Origin of the sequence: Thalassotalea sp. PLHSN55 (assembly GCF_052030545.1) — a bacterium.
In the GTDB taxonomy this organism is placed as follows: Bacteria; Pseudomonadota; Gammaproteobacteria; order Enterobacterales; family Alteromonadaceae; genus CANMXU01.
Genome location: NZ_JBPDIH010000002.1, coordinates 278,018 through 300,115, shown reverse-complemented (window position 1 = coordinate 300,115; position 22,098 = coordinate 278,018). Strand labels below are relative to the sequence as shown.

General features: G+C 40.7%; 15 protein-coding genes. 8 read left to right on the top strand and 7 right to left on the bottom strand.

Annotated features, from left to right (window positions below; translation table 11 throughout):
* Positions 1-172: 172 nt before the first annotated feature.
* From ACRRSQ_RS04455 to ACRRSQ_RS04430, 6 genes are all read right to left on the bottom strand, one after another.
* The gene (locus ACRRSQ_RS04455; protein ID WP_440874501.1) at positions 173-1,414 is read right to left on the bottom strand and encodes a type II secretion system F family protein; all 1,242 of its coding nucleotides are present in this window, start codon (positions 1,412-1,414) and stop codon (positions 173-175) included.
* 97 nt (positions 1,415-1,511) lie between these two features.
* Positions 1,512-3,218, bottom strand: a complete 1,707-nt coding sequence (gene pilB / locus ACRRSQ_RS04450) for a type IV-A pilus assembly ATPase PilB (RefSeq protein WP_440874500.1) — start codon at positions 3,216-3,218, stop codon at positions 1,512-1,514.
* A gap of 79 nt (positions 3,219-3,297) precedes the next feature.
* The gene (locus tag ACRRSQ_RS04445; RefSeq protein WP_440874499.1) at positions 3,298-3,693 is read right to left on the bottom strand and encodes a pilin; all 396 of its coding nucleotides are present in this window, start codon (positions 3,691-3,693) and stop codon (positions 3,298-3,300) included.
* A gap of 71 nt (positions 3,694-3,764) precedes the next feature.
* Entirely contained in the window at positions 3,765-4,190 is a 426-nt protein-coding gene (locus ACRRSQ_RS04440) for a pilin (protein WP_440874498.1), read from the bottom strand.
* A 220-nt stretch (positions 4,191-4,410) separates the two neighbouring features.
* Positions 4,411-5,301, bottom strand: coding sequence for a carboxylating nicotinate-nucleotide diphosphorylase (nadC, locus tag ACRRSQ_RS04435; RefSeq protein WP_440874497.1), 891 nt, complete (start codon positions 5,299-5,301; stop codon positions 4,411-4,413).
* Between the two features lie 97 nt (positions 5,302-5,398).
* Positions 5,399-5,917: a retropepsin-like aspartic protease family protein gene (locus ACRRSQ_RS04430; protein ID WP_440874496.1), complete on the bottom strand. Its 519-nt coding sequence runs from the start codon at positions 5,915-5,917 to the stop codon at positions 5,399-5,401.
* Positions 5,918-6,033: 116 nt separating this feature from the next.
* Here ACRRSQ_RS04430 and ampD point away from each other — a divergent pair, with 116 nt between their 5' ends.
* The 6 genes from ampD (at position 6,034) to lpdA (ending at position 14,765) form a co-directional block, all read left to right on the top strand.
* Complete coding sequence (ampD, locus tag ACRRSQ_RS04425) at positions 6,034-6,579, top strand: 1,6-anhydro-N-acetylmuramyl-L-alanine amidase AmpD (RefSeq protein ID WP_440874495.1); 546 nt, start codon at positions 6,034-6,036, stop codon at positions 6,577-6,579.
* Positions 6,580-6,673: 94 nt separating this feature from the next.
* On the top strand, positions 6,674-7,513 hold the full coding sequence (gene ampE, locus ACRRSQ_RS04420; RefSeq protein ID WP_440874494.1) for a beta-lactamase regulator AmpE: 840 nt from the start codon (positions 6,674-6,676) through the stop codon (positions 7,511-7,513).
* Between the two features lie 333 nt (positions 7,514-7,846).
* Entirely contained in the window at positions 7,847-8,599 is a 753-nt protein-coding gene (gene pdhR / locus ACRRSQ_RS04415; RefSeq protein ID WP_440874795.1) for a pyruvate dehydrogenase complex transcriptional repressor PdhR, read from the top strand.
* A gap of 145 nt (positions 8,600-8,744) precedes the next feature.
* Complete coding sequence (aceE, locus tag ACRRSQ_RS04410; RefSeq protein WP_440874493.1) at positions 8,745-11,420, top strand: pyruvate dehydrogenase (acetyl-transferring), homodimeric type; 2,676 nt, start codon at positions 8,745-8,747, stop codon at positions 11,418-11,420.
* Between the two features lie 26 nt (positions 11,421-11,446).
* Positions 11,447-13,105 carry a dihydrolipoyllysine-residue acetyltransferase gene (gene aceF / locus ACRRSQ_RS04405; RefSeq protein ID WP_440874492.1) on the top strand — a complete coding sequence of 553 codons (1,659 nt, stop codon included), beginning with the start codon at positions 11,447-11,449 and terminating at the stop codon, positions 13,103-13,105.
* A 223-nt stretch (positions 13,106-13,328) separates the two neighbouring features.
* Complete coding sequence (lpdA, locus tag ACRRSQ_RS04400) at positions 13,329-14,765, top strand: dihydrolipoyl dehydrogenase (protein WP_440874491.1); 1,437 nt, start codon at positions 13,329-13,331, stop codon at positions 14,763-14,765.
* Positions 14,766-14,906: 141 nt separating this feature from the next.
* Here the strand turns inward: lpdA and ACRRSQ_RS04395 are convergent, their stop codons facing one another.
* Positions 14,907-15,902, bottom strand: coding sequence for a lipid A-modifier LpxR family protein (locus ACRRSQ_RS04395; RefSeq protein WP_440874490.1), 996 nt, complete (start codon positions 15,900-15,902; stop codon positions 14,907-14,909).
* Between the two features lie 299 nt (positions 15,903-16,201).
* Between ACRRSQ_RS04395 and ACRRSQ_RS04390 the strand changes: the two genes are divergently transcribed.
* Together ACRRSQ_RS04390 and ACRRSQ_RS04385 are read left to right on the top strand one after the other, a co-directional pair.
* Positions 16,202-19,000: a hypothetical protein gene (locus ACRRSQ_RS04390; protein ID WP_440874489.1), complete on the top strand. Its 2,799-nt coding sequence runs from the start codon at positions 16,202-16,204 to the stop codon at positions 18,998-19,000.
* Between the two features lie 149 nt (positions 19,001-19,149).
* A complete protein-coding gene (locus tag ACRRSQ_RS04385) occupies positions 19,150-21,840 on the top strand; it encodes a TonB-dependent receptor domain-containing protein (protein ID WP_440874488.1) in 2,691 nt (896 codons plus the stop codon).
* Positions 21,841-22,098 lie beyond the last annotated feature (258 nt).

Here is a 22,098-nt window from a genome sequence, read left to right as displayed (position 1 = left end):
AGCATAATTAAATGCAATAAAGGTTAAGCGTTAGATTTTTAAAAGCGTGAAACTTATAACTGGAATTTGGCAACTAGTCACTTATAGCTTGCCACTTTTAACTTTTAGCTTTTAGCTTTTAACTTGCAACTTGCAACTTGCAACTTGCAGCTTAAAGCTCGTAGCTAGTACCTTAAACCACCATACCAATTTGGAAAATAGGCAAATACATCGCAACGATCAAGCCGCCAATAACAACCCCTAATACCGCCATGATCATTGGCTCAATTAAAGCGGTTAAGTTATCTACGGCGTTATCCACTTCCATTTCATAAACGTTGGCAACTTTCGCCAGCATATCATCCACCGCACCAGACTCTTCGCCAATGGCGACCATAGAAATTACCATCTCTGGAAATATATTACAGTTACGCATCGCTAAATTCATTTGCATACCAGACGATACTTCTGCTCTTATTTCTAAAATTGCATCACGAAATACCGCATTCCCTGAGGCGCCAGCCGCAGATTCAAGTGCGTCAATTAAAGGCACACCAGCAGCAAAAGTGGTCGATAATGTGCGAGCATAACGGGCTACCGCTGCTTTTTGCAAAATATCGCCAATAACCGGAATTTTAAGTATTTTTTTATCAACACTGTCGCGAAATTGCGCACTACTTCGATGAGTTTTTTTAAATAAATAAATACCGACAAATATACCTGCTAAGGCAATGTACCAATAGGCTTGCATAAATTCTGAAATGGCAATCACTAAAAGAGTAAATCCGGGAAGCTCGGCGCCAAAATTGTTAAATATATCTTGGAAAACCGGAACCACAAAAATCAGTAAAACGGCGGTGACGATAAAAGCGATTATTAATACCGATATTGGATAAGTCATTGCTTTTTTAATTTTTGCTTTTAACGCCTCTGCTTTTTCTTTGTAGGTGGCAATTCTATCGTAAATGGTTTCTAACGAACCTGATTGCTCGCCCGATTGCACCAAATCGCAATATAAATCATCAAAATAAAGTGGGTGTTCGCGCAAACATTCAGATAAAGGAATACCAGAAGAGAGTTTATTGCCAATATCCGCTAATAGTTTTTGCATATTACTGTTGCTGTCGCCTTTACCTATCATCTCAATGGACTGTACTAAAGGTACACCAGCGGTCAACATAGTGGCTATTTGACGGGTTATGACCGCGATATCAGCTGGGGTGATTTTTTTATCACCGCCCATGCCAAATAAGGGTTTAGGTTTTTTCTTTACCTTGCCGGGGGTGATGCCTTGTTTTCGTAATTGCGCCTTAAGTTCAAGCATATTAACGGCAGAGAGTTCGCCATTCACTTTTTTACCTTTACGGTTAACCCCTTGCCAAATAAAAACGTCAAGGGCTTTTGGGGTTGGCATTTTTGCGGTAGTAGAGGCCATGACTCACCTAATATGATTAAACTTATTAATTAGTTATAACTTTTCAATAGCTTTTCAGCAAGCTTAAAGCGATAGATTATTGTTAAAGTTTGATTATTTACGAACTGGTAACGCGATTAACTTCGGTAAGGCTGGTCATACCGTTCATCGCTTTAATTAAGCCCGACTGGCGTAAATTATTGTAACCTTCTTTTTGACACTGCTTAGCAATGTCTAATGAGTTACCGCCTTCCATGATGATGCTTGAAATTTCAGCGCTAATTTTGATTACTTCATAAATACCGACTCGACCTTTATAACCACCGGTGCATTGCTCACAGCCAACAGGCTTAAATAGTTTAACTTTAGGCAGTTGTTCGTGCGTAAAACCTTGATTCAATAGTTCTTGATCGGGAATATCTTCTGGCTCTTTACATTGCATGCATAAACGGCGAGCTAAGCGCTGAGCGATAATAATGCTCACTGAACTGGCAACGTTATATTGCGGTACACCCATATTTAACAAACGGGTTAAGGTTTCTGCCGCCGAGTTAGTATGTAAAGTGGATAATACTAAGTGACCGGTTTGCGCCGCTTTTATCGCAATTTCTGCAGTTTCTAAATCACGTATTTCACCAACCATAACAATATCGGGATCTTGTCGTAAAAAAGAGCGCAAGGCACTTGGGAAGGTAAGACCGGCCTTGGTATTAATTTGAACTTGGTTAATACCCTCAAGGTTAATTTCAACCGGGTCTTCTGCAGTCGAAATATTACGTTCAGCGGTATTTAAAATATTTAAACCGGTATACAAGGAAACGGTTTTACCTGAGCCGGTTGGTCCGGTAACTAAGATCATGCCTTGGGGTTGATCGAGCGCTTCCATGTAAATTTGTTTTTGTTCGGGTTCATAGCCAAGCATATCGATACCCAGCATAGCGCTAGACGAGTCGAGTATCCGCATTACTATTTTCTCGCCCCACATAGTAGGTAGCGTAGAAACACGAAAATCAATCGACTTTTTCTTAGAAAGCGCAAGCTTTATCCTGCCATCCTGCGGTACACGTCGCTCGGCAATATCGAGCTTAGACATCACTTTTAAACGTGCCGCCATGCGAGAAGAAAGTGATACTGGCGGGCGAGCAACTTCGGTTAATATACCGTCAATACGAAAGCGAATGCGGTAGGCTTTTTCATAGGGTTCAAAATGTAAATCTGAGGCACCTTTTTTTATCGCATCTAATAAAATTTTATTAATGTAAACAACAATCGGGGCGTCGTCTTTTTCGGCGCCTGCCGGTACATCATCTTCTTTGCGCTCTTCTTCAACATCAATGCCGGATAATTCGTCCGCATCAATGTCGGTAATATCTAGGGCGTCACTGTCTTCTTCTAAAACTCGCTCAATGCACTCATGTAGCGAATTTTCATCGGTCAGCACTAACTCGGTACTAAAACCGGTATTAAATTGAATTTCTTCTAAGGCGTCATGGTTAGTTGGGTCTGACATTGCGACAAATAGCACTTTACCACGTAAGAAAAGCGGCAGAGCATTGTGTTTACGGATTAATTTTTCGTTACGTATGCCATCAGGGACTAGGCTAGTATCAAAACTTTTTAAATCGATTTGCGGATAGCCAAAACTTTTGGCCAGAATAGTGGCGATATGTTCAGCGTTATAGTGTTTATCTTCAACTAAATAACGGACAAAAGGCTTTTTTTGACGGATAAATTCAGAGCTGATTTTTTCCACTTGCTCTAGGGGAACTAAATCATGCTTAGATAAAGCGGAAAGCAAACTTGATTGTTGGTGCAACCCTTTCATCAGATCTTGAATTTTCTCAATGAGTTAGTATTACTCTTGAGTGTAGCGCATTTTTAGAAAGGGAAAAACAAAAATATTATTAACAGACACCGTTTTCAGTGCACGTACCTGATTTAGTCCAGTTTCCAGTACCGTCAGGAGTTAAAATGTACGTAGAGGCACTTTCGTCGACTCCAGTTCCAGTTATTTTCCCTGTTGTCGCAGTAATAACAACAGAGGCTACATCTGAGCTTCTTGCAGCATCTGTAAGATCAGTTCCAATCTTTGCTGCTGTATCGCAATCAGTAATATTTGAATTTAATTGTAAGCAAACTTCCATTGATGTTTTTACGGTATCTACAGCCAAGGTTACGGCTGTAAATCGAGATTTTTCTGTTAATTTTTGATAAGACGGAAGAGCAATAGAAGCTAATATGCCAATAATCGCAACGACAATCATAAGTTCAATTAATGTAAAACCTTTAACAGCTTTCATTATTTATGCTCCATAAATTAAATAATTTAAAAAAAAAGCCCCTATAAAGGGGCTCTTTACTCAGTTATTATTTAACAAACACCATTCGCTATACAACTGCCTGTTTTATCCCAGTTGCCATTTCCATCTGGAGTTAATATGTACTCAGAGCTATCAGGATCAGTACCGGTACCTGTAATTGCTCCAGTAGTTCCTGCAATTGTTACGGATGCTACATTATCTCCACGCGCTGCATCAGATAAGTCAATGCCTATTTTGGCTGCTGTATCGCAATCAGTTATATCACCTTCTACTTGAATACAAACTTCCATTGCTGATTTTACGCTACCAACAGCTAAAACAACTTCTGAGTATTTAGACTTTTCTGTATAAGTCTGATAAGCCGGTAGTGCTACCGCGGCCAAAATACCGATAATCGCAACAACGATCATCAATTCAATTAGGGTAAAACCTTTCTGGGTTTTTGCAGTTGCTAAGTTTTGTAATGTCTTTTTCATAATAACTATTTCCATACGTTTTTACGGGGGCTGATTTCATACTGCGACAAAAATTCGCATTTGTAAAATAATGAGACGAATTTTTTTTGTTTTTTTTTCAAAAAGTTGATTTTTGGTTAAAAAACTAACAACTTATTAACGTTTTTACAGCACATTAACACCCCGTTAACCTAGTGGTTGCTGCATATTTTGTAAACTGTTTTAGTTTGTATGTTAATCGTTACCCTAAAAAGCGCATCGATAGGTCGACTGCTTGAATATGTTTGGTTAATGCGCCGACGGAAATGAAATCGACACCCGCTTTGGCATAATCTTTTAATGTTGCTAGGGTCATATTGCCTGATACTTCTAATTTTGCCTGACCTTGATTTATGCTTTTATTCACTACTACCGCTTGTTCGATCATCTCAGTGCTGAAATTATCTAACATAATAATATCGGCACCAGCGTTTAATGCTAATGTTAGTTCGTCGAGCGATTCAACTTCCACTTCAACCTTTTTATCGGGGTGATTGGTTTTTGCCGTCGTTACCGCATTTTCAATACCACCACAGGCCGCAATGTGGTTTTCTTTTATTAAGAAAGCATCAAATAAACCGATTCTGTGGTTATGGCCACCACCACAAGTTACTGCATATTTTTGCGCACTACGTAAACCAGGGACGGTTTTACGAGTATCAAGAAGCTTAGTTTCGCCACTGGCTAGCGCATCAACATATTGGCGAGTTACGGTTGCCGTTGCTGAAAGGCTTTGTAAAAAGTTCAACGCGGTGCGTTCACCGGTTAATAAAATTCTGGCGTTACCGGCTAATTCAAACAGTGGACTATTCGCTGGCACTTTGTCGCCGTCTTTAACAAACCAAGTAATGGCGGTTTTAGTATTGGCCACTTGGTCAAGCTGTTTAAATACTTCATTAACCCAAGCCACGCCACAAACGGTGCAATTTTCACGGGTAATTACATTGGCAACCGCTTGGTGATTTTCAGGAATAAGGGCTGCGGTAATATCGTAATTTGAATTGGTTTCGCTGGTAAATTCTTGACCTAGGTCTTCTTTAAGTGCCCATGAAACTGTAGTTTGAATGTCTTGTAAAAGTGCAGAAGAAAGCATGTTGGCGAGTTCTCGTATGTAAACTTGTTGATAATCAATAGAAAATAATTTGCTTAGGCAATGCTTGTTATTGTCGGTTAAACAATCGCATTACGCTTTATTGTTCGGTTAATATTAAGGTTTTACCCGTTTGGCGAAATTCTACTCTTTTTAGGGCGCTCATGCCTAAAAGAATTTCATTTGTTTTCATCGCTGGATTTATATTTGCGCCGACATTATGCAAAATAATATTGCCGATGCTTAATTGATCTAAGCTGGTTTGGTAAACGGTGATTGAGCCATTGGCGGTTGATACGCGGTGGCTGCCTTGACTGGTTAAATTTAAATTTTCAGCAATATGCGCCGGAATCGACACTTGCGTTGCGCCAGTATCTAATAAAAAAGTGACTGGTTGCTGATTAATGGTGCCGTTAACCACATAATGACCATGGCGGTTTTGTTCTAAATGAACTTCTGCTTTACCTTGGTTTGATAAATAAATGTCGGGCTTGCTGTTAGGGTTCCATTGGTTTTCTAGCATGTCTTGAAAAAAGAAAACTAATAAGGCAATAACGATTAACCACGCAAACCATATAAAAAGTTTACCTAGGCTGTTACTTGTATCATTTTCACTCATGCTTAAAATTATCAGGTCAAATAAATCAATAAAGCAATGTTATCATTAAAGCACACTTGTTAAAATTGATTCGTTATCGCAACTTTACTCTCGAATTCCTTAAGGTTTATATGGTTATGAAAATAATTGATGGTTGGTTATCTGATGTGGAAAAACACTGTTCACCGCATTTTGACCAACGCGAGCAAAATGAAATTAGCTTGTTGGTTATTCATAATATTTCATTGCCAGCAGGAAACTTTGGCGGCAGCTATATCACCGACTTATTTATGGGCTGCTTAGATGCTAAGGCAGATAAAAGCTTTGCAGAAATTTATCAGTTAAGAGTATCGGCGCATTGTTTAATAAGGCGAGACGGACAAATCGTTCAATACGTGCCATTTGAGCAGCGAGCTTGGCATGCTGGTGTGTCGAATTATTTAGGGCGAGAAAAATGCAATGATTTTTCAATAGGCATCGAGCTAGAAGGCTGTGACGATATTCCTTATACTGACGCGCAATATCAACAACTTGTGATCGTTACGCAATTGCTGCAACAACAATATCCTGCCATTATGAATAATATTGTTGGCCATAACGATATTGCCCCAGAAAGAAAAACAGACCCAGGTGAAGCCTTTGACTGGCAACGCTATTTAGGTCAAGTAACAATAACACTATAATCTAATCGCAAGTGAGTTAAAGACTCAATTATAAGATACTCAATTATAAGATACTCAATTATAAAACACTTAATTATAAAACAATGAGAATAACATGAGCTTAATCAGTTTATTAATTGCTTTGGCAGCAGAGCGTCATTTGTCATCACCACTATGGCAATTCAGTACTTTTTATCAAAACTATTTACGAGCTTTTATTAAGGTAAAAGCCTTGGCGTCACCATGGCAAAGCAGTTCGATAACCGCACTATTTGTTATCGCGCCTGTTATTGTGGTTTACATTATTTTAGACTTGGTTGACGATAGTTTATTGCACCTCATTATTTCCACCTTAATACTTATCGTATGTTTTGGCTGTTTTAAAACGAGAGATTGTTATAAAAACTATCTCATGTCAGCCTTTCGCGGCGAAATTACCACGTGTGAAATGCATCACTTGCAATTGCAACAAGATAAAGATCAGCCAGAGATGGGCTTTGGCCAATTATTAGTGTGGTTAAACTTTCGCTACTTTATTGCCATTATGATTTTCTTTGTTGTTTTTGGCGCAGCAGGGGCACTTTTTTATCGCTTGCTAACCACAGTTGCAGAGCAAAACACCCTAGAAGATCTGCCTATTGACGAAGACGTTAATAATCAAGCCAAACAATGGTTAGCATGGGTAGATTGGCCGTTAGTGCGCATTGTTGCATTTGGCTATATGCTTGTTGGTCACTTTTCAAAAGCATTACCTGTATGGCTAGAAAGTATTTTTGATTTTGAAAAAGCGCCGCATCGTATATTAAGCAATGTCGCGCAAAAGTCTGAAGACTTTATGATGGACGATGAAGACTGCACCGCTGAACCATGTTTGTTGGTTAAATTGGCAAAACGCACTTTGTTGCTTTGTTTAGCTGTAATAGCTTTGTTAATACTTACTGGCGTATTAAGTTAACAAAACTCGCTTAAATCTTTACAAGTTGGCCGTTTGTTATACGGTCAACTTGCTATAAAAAATAGCTTTAATTCCCTTCTTTTATAAATAACCTTATTAATCAATAAAGTATGTTTTTTGATGATTTTTTATTGGTAATACCAATTAAAAAATCAAACATTTGTTTTAAGTTTTGGCTCTAATTTAGTTGTTGCTAAATTTATTACCTTCATCTAAATTCCGTTTACATTCTGTAGCAAGTTTGCTATTTTAACGCTCGTTATTTGAATGGTAATACCAATTTACCAAGAGTTTTTGGCTTTAATTTTACGGTGATAAATGAATTATCAACAAGTGAAAAAACCAGTAAAACAACCTAAATTATCTGATGTGATTTTAGCTCAGCTAGAAAACATGATTCTTGAAGGAAGTTTAAAGCCAGGGCAGAAACTTCCGCCTGAGCGAGAACTGGCGGTTCAGTTTGATGTTTCTAGACCTTCGCTTAGAGAAGCTATTCAAAAATTAGAAGCTAAGAACTTAGTTACCCGCAAGCAGGGTGGCGGTACTTTTGTGAATGACAAAATTCTGACTGGTTTATCAGATCCGCTGTTTGAATTGATGTCAAAAAATCCAGAGTCGCAATTCGACTTATTAGAATTTCGTCATGGTATTGAAGGTATGTCTGCCTATTATGCGGCAATGCGCGGTACAGAGGCTGACTTTGATGAAATTCAAAAACAGCACGACAACATTGGCAATGTGCAGTTAGATGAGAATTTTCATACGGAAGCGCAGGCGGTTTTTGATTTTTACTTAGCCATATGCGCGGCGTCACATAATGCCATTATTTTGCACTTAGCACGCAGTATGTCGGATTTATTAATCGACAGCATAGAGCAGAACTTAAAGATAGTCGCTAAGCGCCCAGATGTATTTGCCAAAATATCTGACTATCGAAAAAATTTACTTGAGGCGATCATCTCTGGTCAGCCTCAAAAAGCGTGGGGGGCAAGTCATCGCCACTTAGCGTTTATTGAAGAAGTGTTGCTTAAATCAACACAAGAAAATAGTCGCATGGAACGTTCGATGCGCAGAATGCAGCGTTAAAACTGAAACTTTATTGCCAACAATGGCAGTGAACTTTGACTTTTAGCCTAAACATTAAATTTACGTAATCATGAGTGAGTGCTCTTGTTAACAAACTAGACGCTTTGCTTTTAAATACAATAACTATCGGAGACTAATACTTATTATGTCTGAGCTCCCTAATTTAGATATCGATTCATTAGAAACGCAAGAATGGTTAGAGTCGATGGAATCAGTTTTGGAAAACGAAGGTCCAGAACGTGCCCATTTCTTACTTGAAAAGTTAATTGATCATGCCCGTCGTAGCGGTACTCACTTACCTTTTGACGCAACAACGGCTTATGTAAATACTATTCCTCCTGGGCAAGAACCACACATGCCTGCTGATCAAACCATTGAATCACGCATTCGTGCCGCAATTCGTTGGAATGCGATGGCATTAGTACTTAGAGCGTCTAAAAAAGATTTAGAGCTAGGTGGTCACATTGGTTCATTTGCTTCATCTGCAACCCTTTACGATGTTGGTTTTAACCACTTCTTTAAAGCAGCGTCTGAAAAAGACGGTGGCGACTTTATTTTTGCTCAAGGTCATATTTCTCCGGGTATTTATTCTCGTGCTTTCATTGAAGGTCGTTTAACTGAGAAGCAAATGGATAACTTCCGTCAAGAGTGTGACGGCGAAGGTTTATCTTCTTACCCTCATCCTCATTTGATGCAAGATTTCTGGCAGTTCCCAACCGTTTCTATGGGCTTAGGTCCACTACAAGCGATTTACACTGCGCGTTTCTTAAAATATTTAACAGACCGTGGCATTAAAGATTGTTCAGGCCAACGTGTTTACTGTTTCCTAGGTGACGGCGAAACTGATGAGCCAGAATCATTAGGTGCTATCGGCCTTGCTTCTCGCGAAGGTTTAGACAACTTAACGTTCGTGATCAACTGTAACTTACAACGTCTTGACGGTCCGGTACGTGGTAACGGAAAAATCATTCAAGAACTTGAAGGTACTTTCCGCGGCGCAGGCTGGGAAGTGGTTAAGGTTATTTGGGGTTCGTACTGGGATGCACTAATCGCCCGTGATACGTCAGGTAAACTTTTACAGCTAATGAGCGAAACGGTTGATGGTGAATACCAAAACTGTAAAGCGAAAGGTGGTAAATACACTCGCGAAAACTTCTTCAACAAGTACCCAGAAACAGCGGCTATGGTTGCCAATATGTCTGACGAAGATATCTGGCGCTTAAACCGTGGTGGTCACGATCCAGTAAAAGTTTACGCGGCATATAAAAAAGCCATGGAAACTAAAGGTCGTCCAACGGTTATCTTAGCAAAAACAGTTAAAGGTTTTGGTTTAGGTGAGTCAGGCGAAGCGCAAAACGTTGCGCATAATGTTAAGAAAATGGATGTTGAGTCAATCAAGAAGTATCGTGATCGTTTCAATATGCCAATTCCTGATGATCAAATTGAAGACTTACCATTCTACCGCTTCCCAGAAGACAGCGAAGAATTCAAATACATGAAAGCGCGTCGTGAAGCCTTAGGTGGTTCATTACCTGCACGTCGTGAACAAGCAGAAGAGTCGTTAGAAATTCCACCACTTAAAGCCTTTGATGCGATTTTAAAAGGTTCAGGTGAGCGTGAAGTTTCATCAACCATGACCTTTGTGCGTGTATTAAACAGTTTATTAAAAGATAAGAAAATTGGTAAGCGTATTGTGCCGATTATTCCTGATGAAGCACGTACGTTCGGTATGGAAGGTTTATTCCGTCAAGTGGGTATTTATGCTAACGAAGGACAAAAATACGTTCCTCAAGATGCTGACCAAGTGGCTTACTACCGTGAAGACAAAAAAGGTCAAGTATTACAAGAAGGTATTAACGAGCTAGGTGCAATGGCGTCTTGGGTGGCTTCTGGTACGTCTTACTCAACGTGTAACGCGACGACTATTCCATTTTACATTTACTACTCAATGTTTGGTTTCCAACGTGTTGGTGACTTAGCATGGGCAGCGGGTGACAGCCAAGCACGTGGTTTCTTATTAGGTGCAACAGCCGGTCGTACTACGCTTAATGGTGAAGGTTTACAGCATCAAGATGGTCACTCTCATGTACAAGCGAACTTAATTCCTAACTGTGTAACTTATGATCCAACCTATGGTTATGAAGTTGCTGTTATCGTTCGTGACGGTTTACGTCGTATGTACGAAGAAAATGAAAACATTTTCTACTACTTAACCTTAATGAATGAGAACTACCAACACCCGGCAATACCTGAAGATAAAGACATTGCTGATCAAATCATCAAAGGTATTTACAAGCTTGAAACGGTAGCGGCGAAAAAAGCCAAAGCTAACGTTCAATTAATGGGCTCAGGTACTATTTTGAATGAAGTACGCAAAGCGGCGCAAATACTGTCAGCTGATTATGGCGTATCAAGCGATGTTTATTCTGTGACTTCATTCAATGAATTAGCACGTGAAGGTCAAGATGTTGCTCGTTGGAACATGCTTAACCCTGAAAGCAAGCAAAAGCAAGCTTACATCAGCACAGTGATCACTAAAGAAGCCGGTCCTGCTATTGCGGCAACTGACTATGTTAAAGCTTATTCTGACCAAGTTCGTGCCTTTATCGATACTGAATACCGCTGTTTAGGTACTGACGGTTTTGGTCGCTCTGATAGCCGTGCAAACTTACGTACTCACTTTGAAGTGAATGCTGGTTATGTTGTGGTTGCTTCATTATATGAGCTAGCAAATCGTGGCGAAGTTGAACGTTCAGTCGTTAGTGAAGCAATTAAACGCTTCAATATTGATACTGACAAACTTAACCCGCTTTACGCGTAATTAAGACTAGAGAAGGAAACAAAGAAATGTCTGATGTTCAAAAAATTCTAGTCCCAGATGTTGGCGGTGAAGAAGTTGAAATCATTGAAATCTGTGTTGCAGTTGGTGATGATTTAGAAGCTGATGAAGGTATTGTTAGCGTTGAAACCGACAAAGCATCAATGGATATTCCTGCGCCATTTGCCGGTAAATTAACCAGCTTAACCGTTGCTGTTGGCGATAAAATTAAAGAAGGTGATGTAATTGGTGAAATGTCAGCCGCAGGCGAAGAAGCGCCAGCTGCTGAGCCAGAAGCCGCGCCGGAGCCAGCTCCTGTTGCAGCAGCACCTGCTGTAGAAGCGCCTGCACTAGCTGCCGCTCCTGCACCCGTAGCTACTGCCAGCGCAGTAATTGACGTTGAAGTACCTGATATTGGTGAAGACGGCGAAGTTGACGTTATCGAAGTACTTGTTGCTGTTGGTGATGTTATCGAAGAAGAAGACGGTTTAATTACCTTAGAAACTGATAAAGCGACGATGGACGTACCTTCGCCAAAAGCGGGTACCGTTAAAGAAGTTTTAATTAACGTTGGTGATAAAGTTAAGCAAGGCTCGCTAGTGATTAAACTAGAAACGGCTGGCGGTGAAGCGGCTCCTGCAGCCCCTGCGCCAGTTGCTGAACCTGCTCCTGCTACAGTAACTGCAGCACCTGCACAAGCGCCTGCGAAAAAATCAGCGCCTGTGCCGCATCATCCGCAATCAGGTACTAAAGCTAAAGGCAGTATTTATACGTCGCCTTCAATTCGCCGTTTAGCGCGTGAATTTGGTGTTGATTTAACACTCGTTAAAGGTACTGGTAACAAAGGCCGTATTTTAAAAGAAGATGTTCAATCTTATGTGAAATACGAACTTTCTCGCCCGAAAGCCAATGCCGGTAGTTCTGTTGGTGCTGGCGAAGGTGGCTTACAAGTGGTTAGCGCGAAAGCGATTGATTTCTCTAAATTTGGTGAAATTGAAACCAAACCGTTATCACGTATTCAGAAAATCTCTGGCCCATTCTTACATCGCAACTGGGTAACGATCCCACATGTTACCCAATTTGACGAAGCGGATATCACTAACGTTGAAGCTTTCCGTAAAGAGCAAAACGTTGTTGCTGAAAAGAAAAAGCTTGGTTTTAAAATTACGCCATTAGTATTTATTTTAAAAGCTTGTGCTGACGCACTTGCGGCATTCCCAACCTTTAACTCAAGCTTGAGTGAAGACGGCGAAAGCTTAATTTTGAAAAAATACATTCATATTGGTGTTGCGGTAGATACGCCAAACGGCTTAGTAGTACCGGTTGTGCGTGATGTTGATAAAAAAGGCATTCATGAGCTATCTCGTGAATTACTTGAAATTAGTATCAAGGCACGTGAAGGCAAGCTAAAAGCGGCTGACATGCAAGGTGGTTGTTTCACTATTTCAAGCCTAGGTGGTATTGGCGGTACGGCATTTACGCCAATCGTTAATGCACCAGAAGTGGCAATTTTGGGTGTTTCTAAATCAGAAATTAAACCAAAGTGGAATGGTAAAGACTTTGAGCCTAAGTTAATGTTGCCATTGTCAATGTCATACGACCATCGTGTAATTGATGGTGCATTAGCAGCGCGCTTTACTGTGCATATTGCTAATGTAATGTCAGACATTCGTCAGCTAATTTTATAACTTTTTAAATGACGCTTAATCAATATTGGTTAAGCGTCATCATAAAAAGTATAAAAACTTGGTTAAAGATTATTAAAAGATAGCGATTTTTACTGACTTTAAGTAAACTTCGTGGCGTGAAAAATAACCACAATTAATTACATAGTTAGCGTGGTTAAATAAAATTATTTATTGTTATGAAACAATTCATAACAACAAACAAATTAAACAATTTGAGGTTAGCATGAGCAACGCAATTAAAACTCAGGTAGTAGTTTTAGGATCAGGCCCTGGTGGTTATTCAGCAGCATTCCGCGCGGCAGATTTAGGTTTAGATGTAGTATTAGTAGAAAAGCATAACGCCTTAGGTGGTGTATGTTTAAATGTTGGCTGTATCCCATCAAAGGCTTTATTGCATGTTGCTAAAGTTATCGATGACGCGGCAGACATGGCAGCGCACGGTGTAACTTTTGGTAAGCCTGAAATTGATTTAGACAAAATCCGTAAATGGAAAGATACAGAAGTTGTTGCTAAGCTTTCTGGCGGTGTTGCTGGCATGGCTAAAATGCGTAAAGTTAAAACGGTAACAGGTTACGGTAAATTCACTTCTGACAAAACTATTGAAGTAGAAGGTGCTGATGGTAATACCACGATTACCTTTGATAACGCGATTATCTCTTGTGGTTCTTCTGTTGTTGACCTTCCTTTCATTCCTAACGACGACCCACGTGTTATCGACTCAACTGGCGCGCTTAAATTAGAAGACGTACCAGGTGAAATGTTAGTACTAGGCGGCGGTATTATCGGTTTAGAAATGGGCACAGTATATAGCTCACTAGGTTCTAATGTTTCAGTGGTTGAATTTGCTGATCAACTCGTACCTGCAGCCGACGCTGACATCGTTAAAATCTACACCAAATACAACAAGCCACGTTTCAAATCAATTATGCTTTCAACAAAAGTTGTTGCCGTTGATGCTAAAGACGATGGTTTATACGTAACGTTTGAAGGTAAAAATGCACCTGCAGAACAAGTACGTTACGACAAAATTTTAGTTGCTGTTGGTCGTAAGCCTAACGGTCACTTAGTTGCTGCTGACAAAGCTGGCGTAAACGTTGATGAGCGTGGCTTTATCAATGTATCTAAAGAAATGCGTACCAATGTTCCGCACATCTTTGCTATTGGTGATGTTGTTGGTCAACCTATGCTTGCCCATAAAGCGGTACACGAAGCACACGTTGCTGCAGAAGTTATCTCTGGTAAGAAGCATGAATTTGACCCACGTTGCATTCCTTCTATCGCTTATACTGATCCAGAAATGGCTTGGGTAGGTGTTACTGAGCGTGAAGCAAAAGAGCAAGGCTTAAACATTGAAGTAGCTAACTTCCCATGGGCGGCTTCTGGTCGTGCCATTGCATCAGCACGTACCGAAGGTAAAACGAAGATGATCTTCGAAAAAGAGACTGGTCGTGTACTTGGTGGCGCTATTGTTGGTATTAATGCTGGCGAAATGCTTGGTGAAGTTTGTTTAGCGGTTGAAATGGGCGCTGACGCAGAAGATGTTGGTTTAACCATTCATGCGCACCCAACGTTAAACGAGTCAATTGGTTTAGCGGCTGAAATCTTTGAAGGTTCAGTGACTGATTTACCAAACGCAAAAGCAGTAAAGAAAAAGAAATAATCAACGAATGCGTTAATCACTCGCATTAACGAACAGTTGTTTTATTAAAAAGGGGTCGGTGACAAATATGTCACCGACCCCTTTTTTACCACTTATCGCTTATCGCTTATCGCTTATCGCTTACAGCTTTCCACTTTCCGCTCATAGCATGCCACTTAACGATAACGACGCATAAGCGTGCCAGTGTTTGCTGTCTTGTTTAAACGCTTTTGTGTAAGCGTTGACCTTAAAGCCAAAGGCAAAGCCGCTATATGGGTAGATAACGCCAGCGGTTGTGCTTATTTGCACGTGATTGACTTCAATAGGTGTTTGATAAGGTAAATCGCCGTCTATGGTTAAATCGTTAAAACGATAGCCAACATGCGCATAGCCATAATACAGCCATTGGCTATCCGTTAAGCTGCTCCAGTCGCTACTATGAGCATAATGGGGGCTTAAAAAACCAAAACTGTCAGCTAACTGGCGACTCGAGCGCAATATCAAACCTAGGTTAGTTTCTGATTTATAGTTACCGATCTGGCTATAACTGTAAGTGCTAAGTTCCCACTCTTTATTTGCATTAAAGGCTTCTCGAAAAATTAAGTAGTCAGCTTGATAAGCAAATTGCGCGGTGACTTGTTCTTCTATTTGATAATGCCAACCCATAGGTGCGGGGGAACCTATCATATCGTGCACCGTTTCATGCACATACTGCCCGCCAGAGTCTTGACCAATATAACCAATAGCCAGCCAATTTTTTTGGCTGCGGCTTGGGCTAAATTGCCCATAATAGCTTTGCAGTTCAACATAACCAGCGTAAGGGCGATCGTATATTTGCACTTGCGGATTTTCAAAATCTTCAGGGGTAAAAATACGTTGCGACAGTGTCGCGCTTATTTGTGCATGCTCAGCTTCTTGCTCAAAGGTGAGTACTTGTTGAAATTGGCTGATTAAGTTAAGCCTAGCGGGTGTTGCATTGGCTTTATTTAACACAAGGCTTTTACCAAGCGAGAGCGCAACACCGTTGGTAAAGTTACCATCTGTGCCCACTAGAACATCATTATCCCATTGAATTTGCCAATAATGTTCATTTGCATGTGCTTGATTTACATACGAGAAAACTACACTAGCAACAACTAAAAGTGCAGGTCGAATCATGCCGTTAATACCTTCATAAATCGCAAAATTAGTAAAAATCGAGAGCGTTTATTTTTGTTGGTTTATGTTGTTAAAGTGTAATTCCATTTAAGTAAAAGTAGTAAAAAAAACTGTAAAAAAATTAATTCTTTAAGGCAAAGCTACAGCTGTTAGTAAGTATAGCGTGTCATCGTCCCGTCATATTTGTTAAACAAAAGCTACATATTTCTAAAACATTTCTGTCATCTTTGCGTCGTAGGATATCGGCAAATTTATTATTAACTTTGTTTTAACAATTATTCTGCGGAGCAGGAAACAACATGCAAATCAAAAATATTTTCAAAATAAGTGCCGTAAGCGCTGCGTTAGTTCTAGCCGGTTGTGGTGGTGACATTAATTTATCGTCAGATGTTGATAACTCTGTTGGCGATACCATTATCAATAACCCGGCGCCAACAACACCGGTTGAAGAAGTACTAGCAGGTAAGCCAAATACTTCATTATCAACTGAAGTTTCAGCAGCCCTTGGTTTTGATGTGCAAGTTCAAACCTTAGATGAAAAAATTACCGAAGATACTACCTTAGTCGCGTCAACTGGTGGCAAGCCAGTATTTTACGCGGTAAGTGGCGGCTTAGAAGTTGGCGGTATTGATTCGGCTAACAAACAAGCACGTGGCGCTTCAGACCCTACCTTAACGATTGAACCAGGTGCGGTATTATTTGGTCAATCAGGTGAAGACTATTTAGTGGTTCACCGCGACGCAAAAATCATCGCAGAAGGGACTAAAGCTAAGCCAATTATCATGACCTCACTTCAAGATGTGAAAGGTGAAGCTACGAGTGCTGGCCAATGGGGTGGTGTGGTTATTTTAGGTAATGCACCTTCTAACAAATGTCCAAGCGATGGCAGCGATTGTGCCTTACAAGTAGAAGGTATCGGTGAAGGCGGCGTATTTGGTGGTACTAACTGGGAAGATGACTCAGGCACATTAAAATATGTTGTTGTTAAATATGCAGGTTACGAAGTATCTCCTGATAACGAATTAAACGGTATTACCTTTGGCGGTGTTGGTTCTGGTACTACGGTTGATTATATTCAAGTTCATGCTAATGCGGATGACGGTGTTGAGTTCTTTGGTGGTGCAGTAAATGTTAAGCATTTAGTCTTAACTGGCAACAAAGATGACAGCATTGACTGGGATAACGGCTTTAAAGGCATGATGCAGCATATTTATGTTGAACATGCTAAAAATGCCGGTGAAGCTAACCGTGCTATTGAAGCAGATAACGACGGTTCTACTCCTGATAAAGAGCCACAATCTAACCCGACGTTAGCCAACATGACTATTATCGGTAATAACTTCGACACCGCTGATAAAGACTCTGAAGGTATTTATTTACGTGAAGGTACCGCAGCGAAAATCTTCAATACCGTAGTAACTGGTCCTAGCGAAATGGGCGAGTGTTTTGAAATTGAAGGCGGCGATACTTCATCTGTTACAGTTGATAATGCCACAAGCGGCAAAATCGTGATGCAAAACTCAGTACTTGCTTGTTCAAATGGCGAGAACTTTAAAAATGCAAAAGCGGCTGACGATAGCGTATTGCTTGATCTAGAAGCTTGGTTCACAGCTGAAGATTCAAACATGATCAGCACTTCTATCTTAATTGATGAAAATGGTGTACCAGATACTAACTCGCCATTAATTGCTGCTGATGCGGGTCAAGATGTTGCAAATACTCAAGATGCCTTTTTCGATAGCGTAGACTACATTGGTGCTTTTGATGGCAGCACTGACTGGCGTGACGGTTGGGCATTTGGTTTTGGCGGTGGTGAAGTTACCGCTTCTGCTGAAGAAGAAGGTTGTCCAACAGGTACTACATCAATTTCACCAGTTGACGGTAGCACCACTACGTGTGAAATCTCAGGTCGCATTACGGCTGACTTAACCCTAACCTCTAACAACATCTACGCATTAAGCGGCGCAGTATTTGTTGGTGGTGACAAAACTGACTCAGCAACCTTATCAATTGAAGCGGGTACTACCATTTACGGTCGTTCAGGTGACGATTATTTAGTGGTGAGTCGTGATTCTCAAATTGAAGCAAATGGTTCTTCTTCAGCGCCTATTACTTTTACTTCACAACAAGATATGACAGGTGAAGCAACAAGTGCCGGTCAGTGGGGCGGTATTATCTTATTAGGTAATGCGCAATCAAATAAATGTCCGAGCGATGGCAGCGACTGTGCCCTACAAGTTGAAGGTGCAGAAAACGGCGCAGTATTTGGCGGCACCGACGATACAGACAGTTCAGGCACGCTTCGTTACGTGGTTGTTAAGCACGCTGGTTACGAAATTGCCCCAGACAATGAATTAAACGGTATTACGTTTGGTGGCGTAGGTTCTGGTACTACAGTTGAATATATCCAAATTCACGAGAATGCTGATGACGGTATTGAGTTCTTCGGTGGCACGGTAAACGCTAAGTATGTGGTTTTAACCGCTAACAAAGATGACAGTGTTGACTGGGACAACGGTTACCGCGGTAACTTACAGTATGTATTAATTAAGCATGCTGACAGTGACGGTGAAGCTAACCGCGCGATTGAAGCAGATAACGACGGTTCAACGCCAAACAAAATGCCACAATCTAACCCAACGTTAGCTAACTTCACTATTATCGGTAACGGTTTTGATACTGCTGATAAAGACTCTGAAGGTATTTACTTACGTGAAGGAACACGTGCACAACTTCATAACTTTGTGGTAACGGGTGGCGCAGGTATGGGCGAATGTTTCGAACTTGAAGCTGGTCTTACTGTTGACCAAGCAAAAGATGCCGATACGGTGATCACTAACTCAGTATTTGCTTGTCAAGAAAACTTCAAAAATACCAAAGATTCAGCAGATGCAGACTTTGACTTAGGTACATGGGTTGTAGCGCAAAGCGACAACAGCACCGCAACAGGTATGTCAGACGTGTTAAACGGTGTGGTTACAACCGACACTACAACACCTAAAGACTTTACTGGTGATGCCTTCTTTGACAATGCCGACCATATTGGTGCGGTAGGTTCAAACGACTGGACTGCGGGTTGGACTGTTGGTTTAGAGTAACGTCGACCAAATAGCAGCACAAACCTCAAATGCTGCAAGGGTTAAGCCTTGCAGCATTTTTTAAATAGTTAAGTTTGTTTATGTATTCAGGGCTTTATTAGCAACTTTTAAAAAACATGACGCTAATAAATCCTTTCATGAGGTATGAAATGAAAATTCAAAAGAACCGTTTTAGCCTGCCTAAATTTGCCTTATCAGGTTTATCTATTGCGGTATTAGCCAGTTTGCCAACAGCATTATTTGCCCAAGAAAGCGATGTTGAAGCAAGCGTTGCTGAGCAAAATGCAATGGAAGAAGTGGTGGTAAAAGCATCACGACTAAAAGGTACAGCGAGTGCGGTAATTGAAGAGCGTAAAAACCAAGCCTTTGTTGCTGACATTTTAGGTGCTGAGCAAATCTCACGCACTGGCGATAGCGACGCAGCCGCAGCATTAAGACGTGTTACAGGTTTAACCTTGGTTGATGGTAAATTTATTTATGTCCGTGGTTTAGGTGAACGTTACTCAAGTACGTTACTTAACGGCGCAGCCGTGCCAAGCCCAGATCCAACCCGTAGCGTTATTCCACTTGATTTATTCCCAGCGTCGATAATTGAATCTTTATCGGTGCAAAAATCGTATTCACCTTCTATGCCGGCGCACTTTGGTGGCGGTGTGGTTGATATTCGCTTAAAAACCATTCCAAGCGATTTTATTTTTAGCCTTGCTGGAAACTTAGGTTCAAATTCAAATAATTTAGACGATGGCTATACCTACAATGGTGGTGGTGACGACTGGAAGGGTAAAGACGACGGCACACGTGCAGCCCCTCAGGCGTTAATGAACTTATGGCAAAACTACCAACCATTAAGCGCACTGTCGCAACAAGAAAACCGCGAAATTGCCGCGCAATTAAATCGTGATTACGACCCTGTTATTGACAGCATTGACCCAGACTTTGGCGTTGATTTAGTCGTCGGTAATCGTTTTGAAAGTGGTAAGTTTGACTGGGGCTTTTTAGCGTCAGCCTCGCATGATAATACTTGGCAAGTTTCTGATCTTTTTTTAGGGCAAGACTTTACCGAAAGTACCGACGGTAGTTTTTCATTGCAACGGGGTTTTGACCAAGCAAGCCGTACTGAGCATTCAGTTAAATGGTCGGGCGCACTTAACTTAGGGGTTGAATACGACCGAGATCACAAAATTGATTACAGCTTGTCAGTGCTTCGCGATACTGTTGATCAAGTCTCAAGTGCCTTAGGTGTAACCAATAACGTTAAGCTTTCTGATGGCTTACGTGTACGTGATAATGAAGTAACTTACGAAGAGCGTGAGTTTATTTCTAACCAAGTGCGCGGTACACATAATTTTCCTAAATGGTGGAATATTGGTGTTGATTGGAAATACTCTGATGCCCGTTCAAGTCGTTACGCACCGGGTAATATTTCAACGCGCTTTATTTTAGCCGATGAAAACGAAGACGGTATCTTTGACCTTACTAACGAAAGTAGCTTAAGAAACGCCAACACCGCGGTACGTTATACCTTTCAAGACTTAAACGATGAAGTTGAAAACTACGGTTACAACGTATCACTGCCTTTATATTATAAAAACTTTGATATTGAGCTCAAAACCGGTGCAGATTTTATCACCAAGTCACGTGATGCCTTTGCTCGCCGATTAGATGTAAATACCTTAGTGTTTGACGGATTAGACTTTAGCGGTGATAAGCTTAACGATATTTTGACTGACGATGTTATTTTAAATCAGCCTATTAACGGTAATGGTTTAATTATTCGCGATACCTCAGTTGCTGGCGATGATTATTATTCGGCGCAAATGGTTGATGCGTATTACGCTGAAGCCGATATTTTAATTGATAATACTTGGCGTATTAGCGGTGGTGTTCGTTGGGAAGATTTTCGTCAAGTGGTTGCGCCAATCGACCCCGCTACTGGTCGCTTTGACTTTCCGGGTGATGTGAATCAGCCAACCGAAGAAGATCTAGCTAGCATGGCGTTTAAAGAAGACGATTTATACGGCGCCTTGGCATTAACCTATATTATGAGTGAAGAAGTGCAATTTCGCGCCTCATACGGTGAAACCACCATTCGCCCAGATATTCGTGAAGTTGCGCCAACCACTTACCTTGACCCATTAACTGGATATCCGGTACGTGGTACACCGGGCGTTGAAACCACCGCGATCAAAAACTATGACCTTCGCTGGGAATGGTACATGAATACCGGTGAAACCTTATCGGTGGGCCTTTTCTATAAAGACATGCTAAACCCAATTGAGTCAGTGCAATCGCCAGGGCAAGACGGTCCGCCGCTAATTGTTATCGCTAATGCTGATGACGGTGAAGTATACGGGGTTGAAGTGGAGTTCATGAAAGACTTTGCTTTTCTTGGCGGCATAGGTAACGATTTCTTTTTATCAGGAAACATTACCTTAAGCGACTCAGAAGTAAATATTGATACCCAGCGTGTTGTTGAGCAAACTGGCGTGTCGGCGGCGATCACTAACCCTACTCGCCGAATGACCGGTCATTCAGAATACGTGGTCAATATGAACTTAGGCTACGATGCGCCTAATGGTAATCATTCCGCCAGTTTAATTTATAACGTATTTGGCGAACGCATTATTATTCCGGGCATTGAAGGACAAGACGATAGGTATGAGCAACCGTTCCATTCATTGGATTTGGTTTACACCTATTATCCAACCTATTCGACAACGTTAAAGTTTAAAGTGCAAAACATTTTAGACCAGCAAAAAGAAATCGAATTTTCAGAGACATTATTTCGCAGTGAAACTAGCGGAACTGATGTTGAAGTTGCCTTTAAATGGGATTTTTAATTGTTAAATTGAGTAACTAACTCAATAGGTGTAGCTAATTTACCACCAAAAGGTTGGTGAGTTAGTTGCACCTTTTTTTTGCTTCCATCTTTATGATTTGTAAGAAAAAGTTCACCTAACTGTCATTTTAATAAAGTTGCAATATTAGTGTAACCTAAGTGTAACAACACTCCGTTAAGCTTCTCATACCAATTTGATTAAATATTTAGTCACTTAGCGTTGCAAGAATATCATTAGAACAAACAAGATTTATAAAGA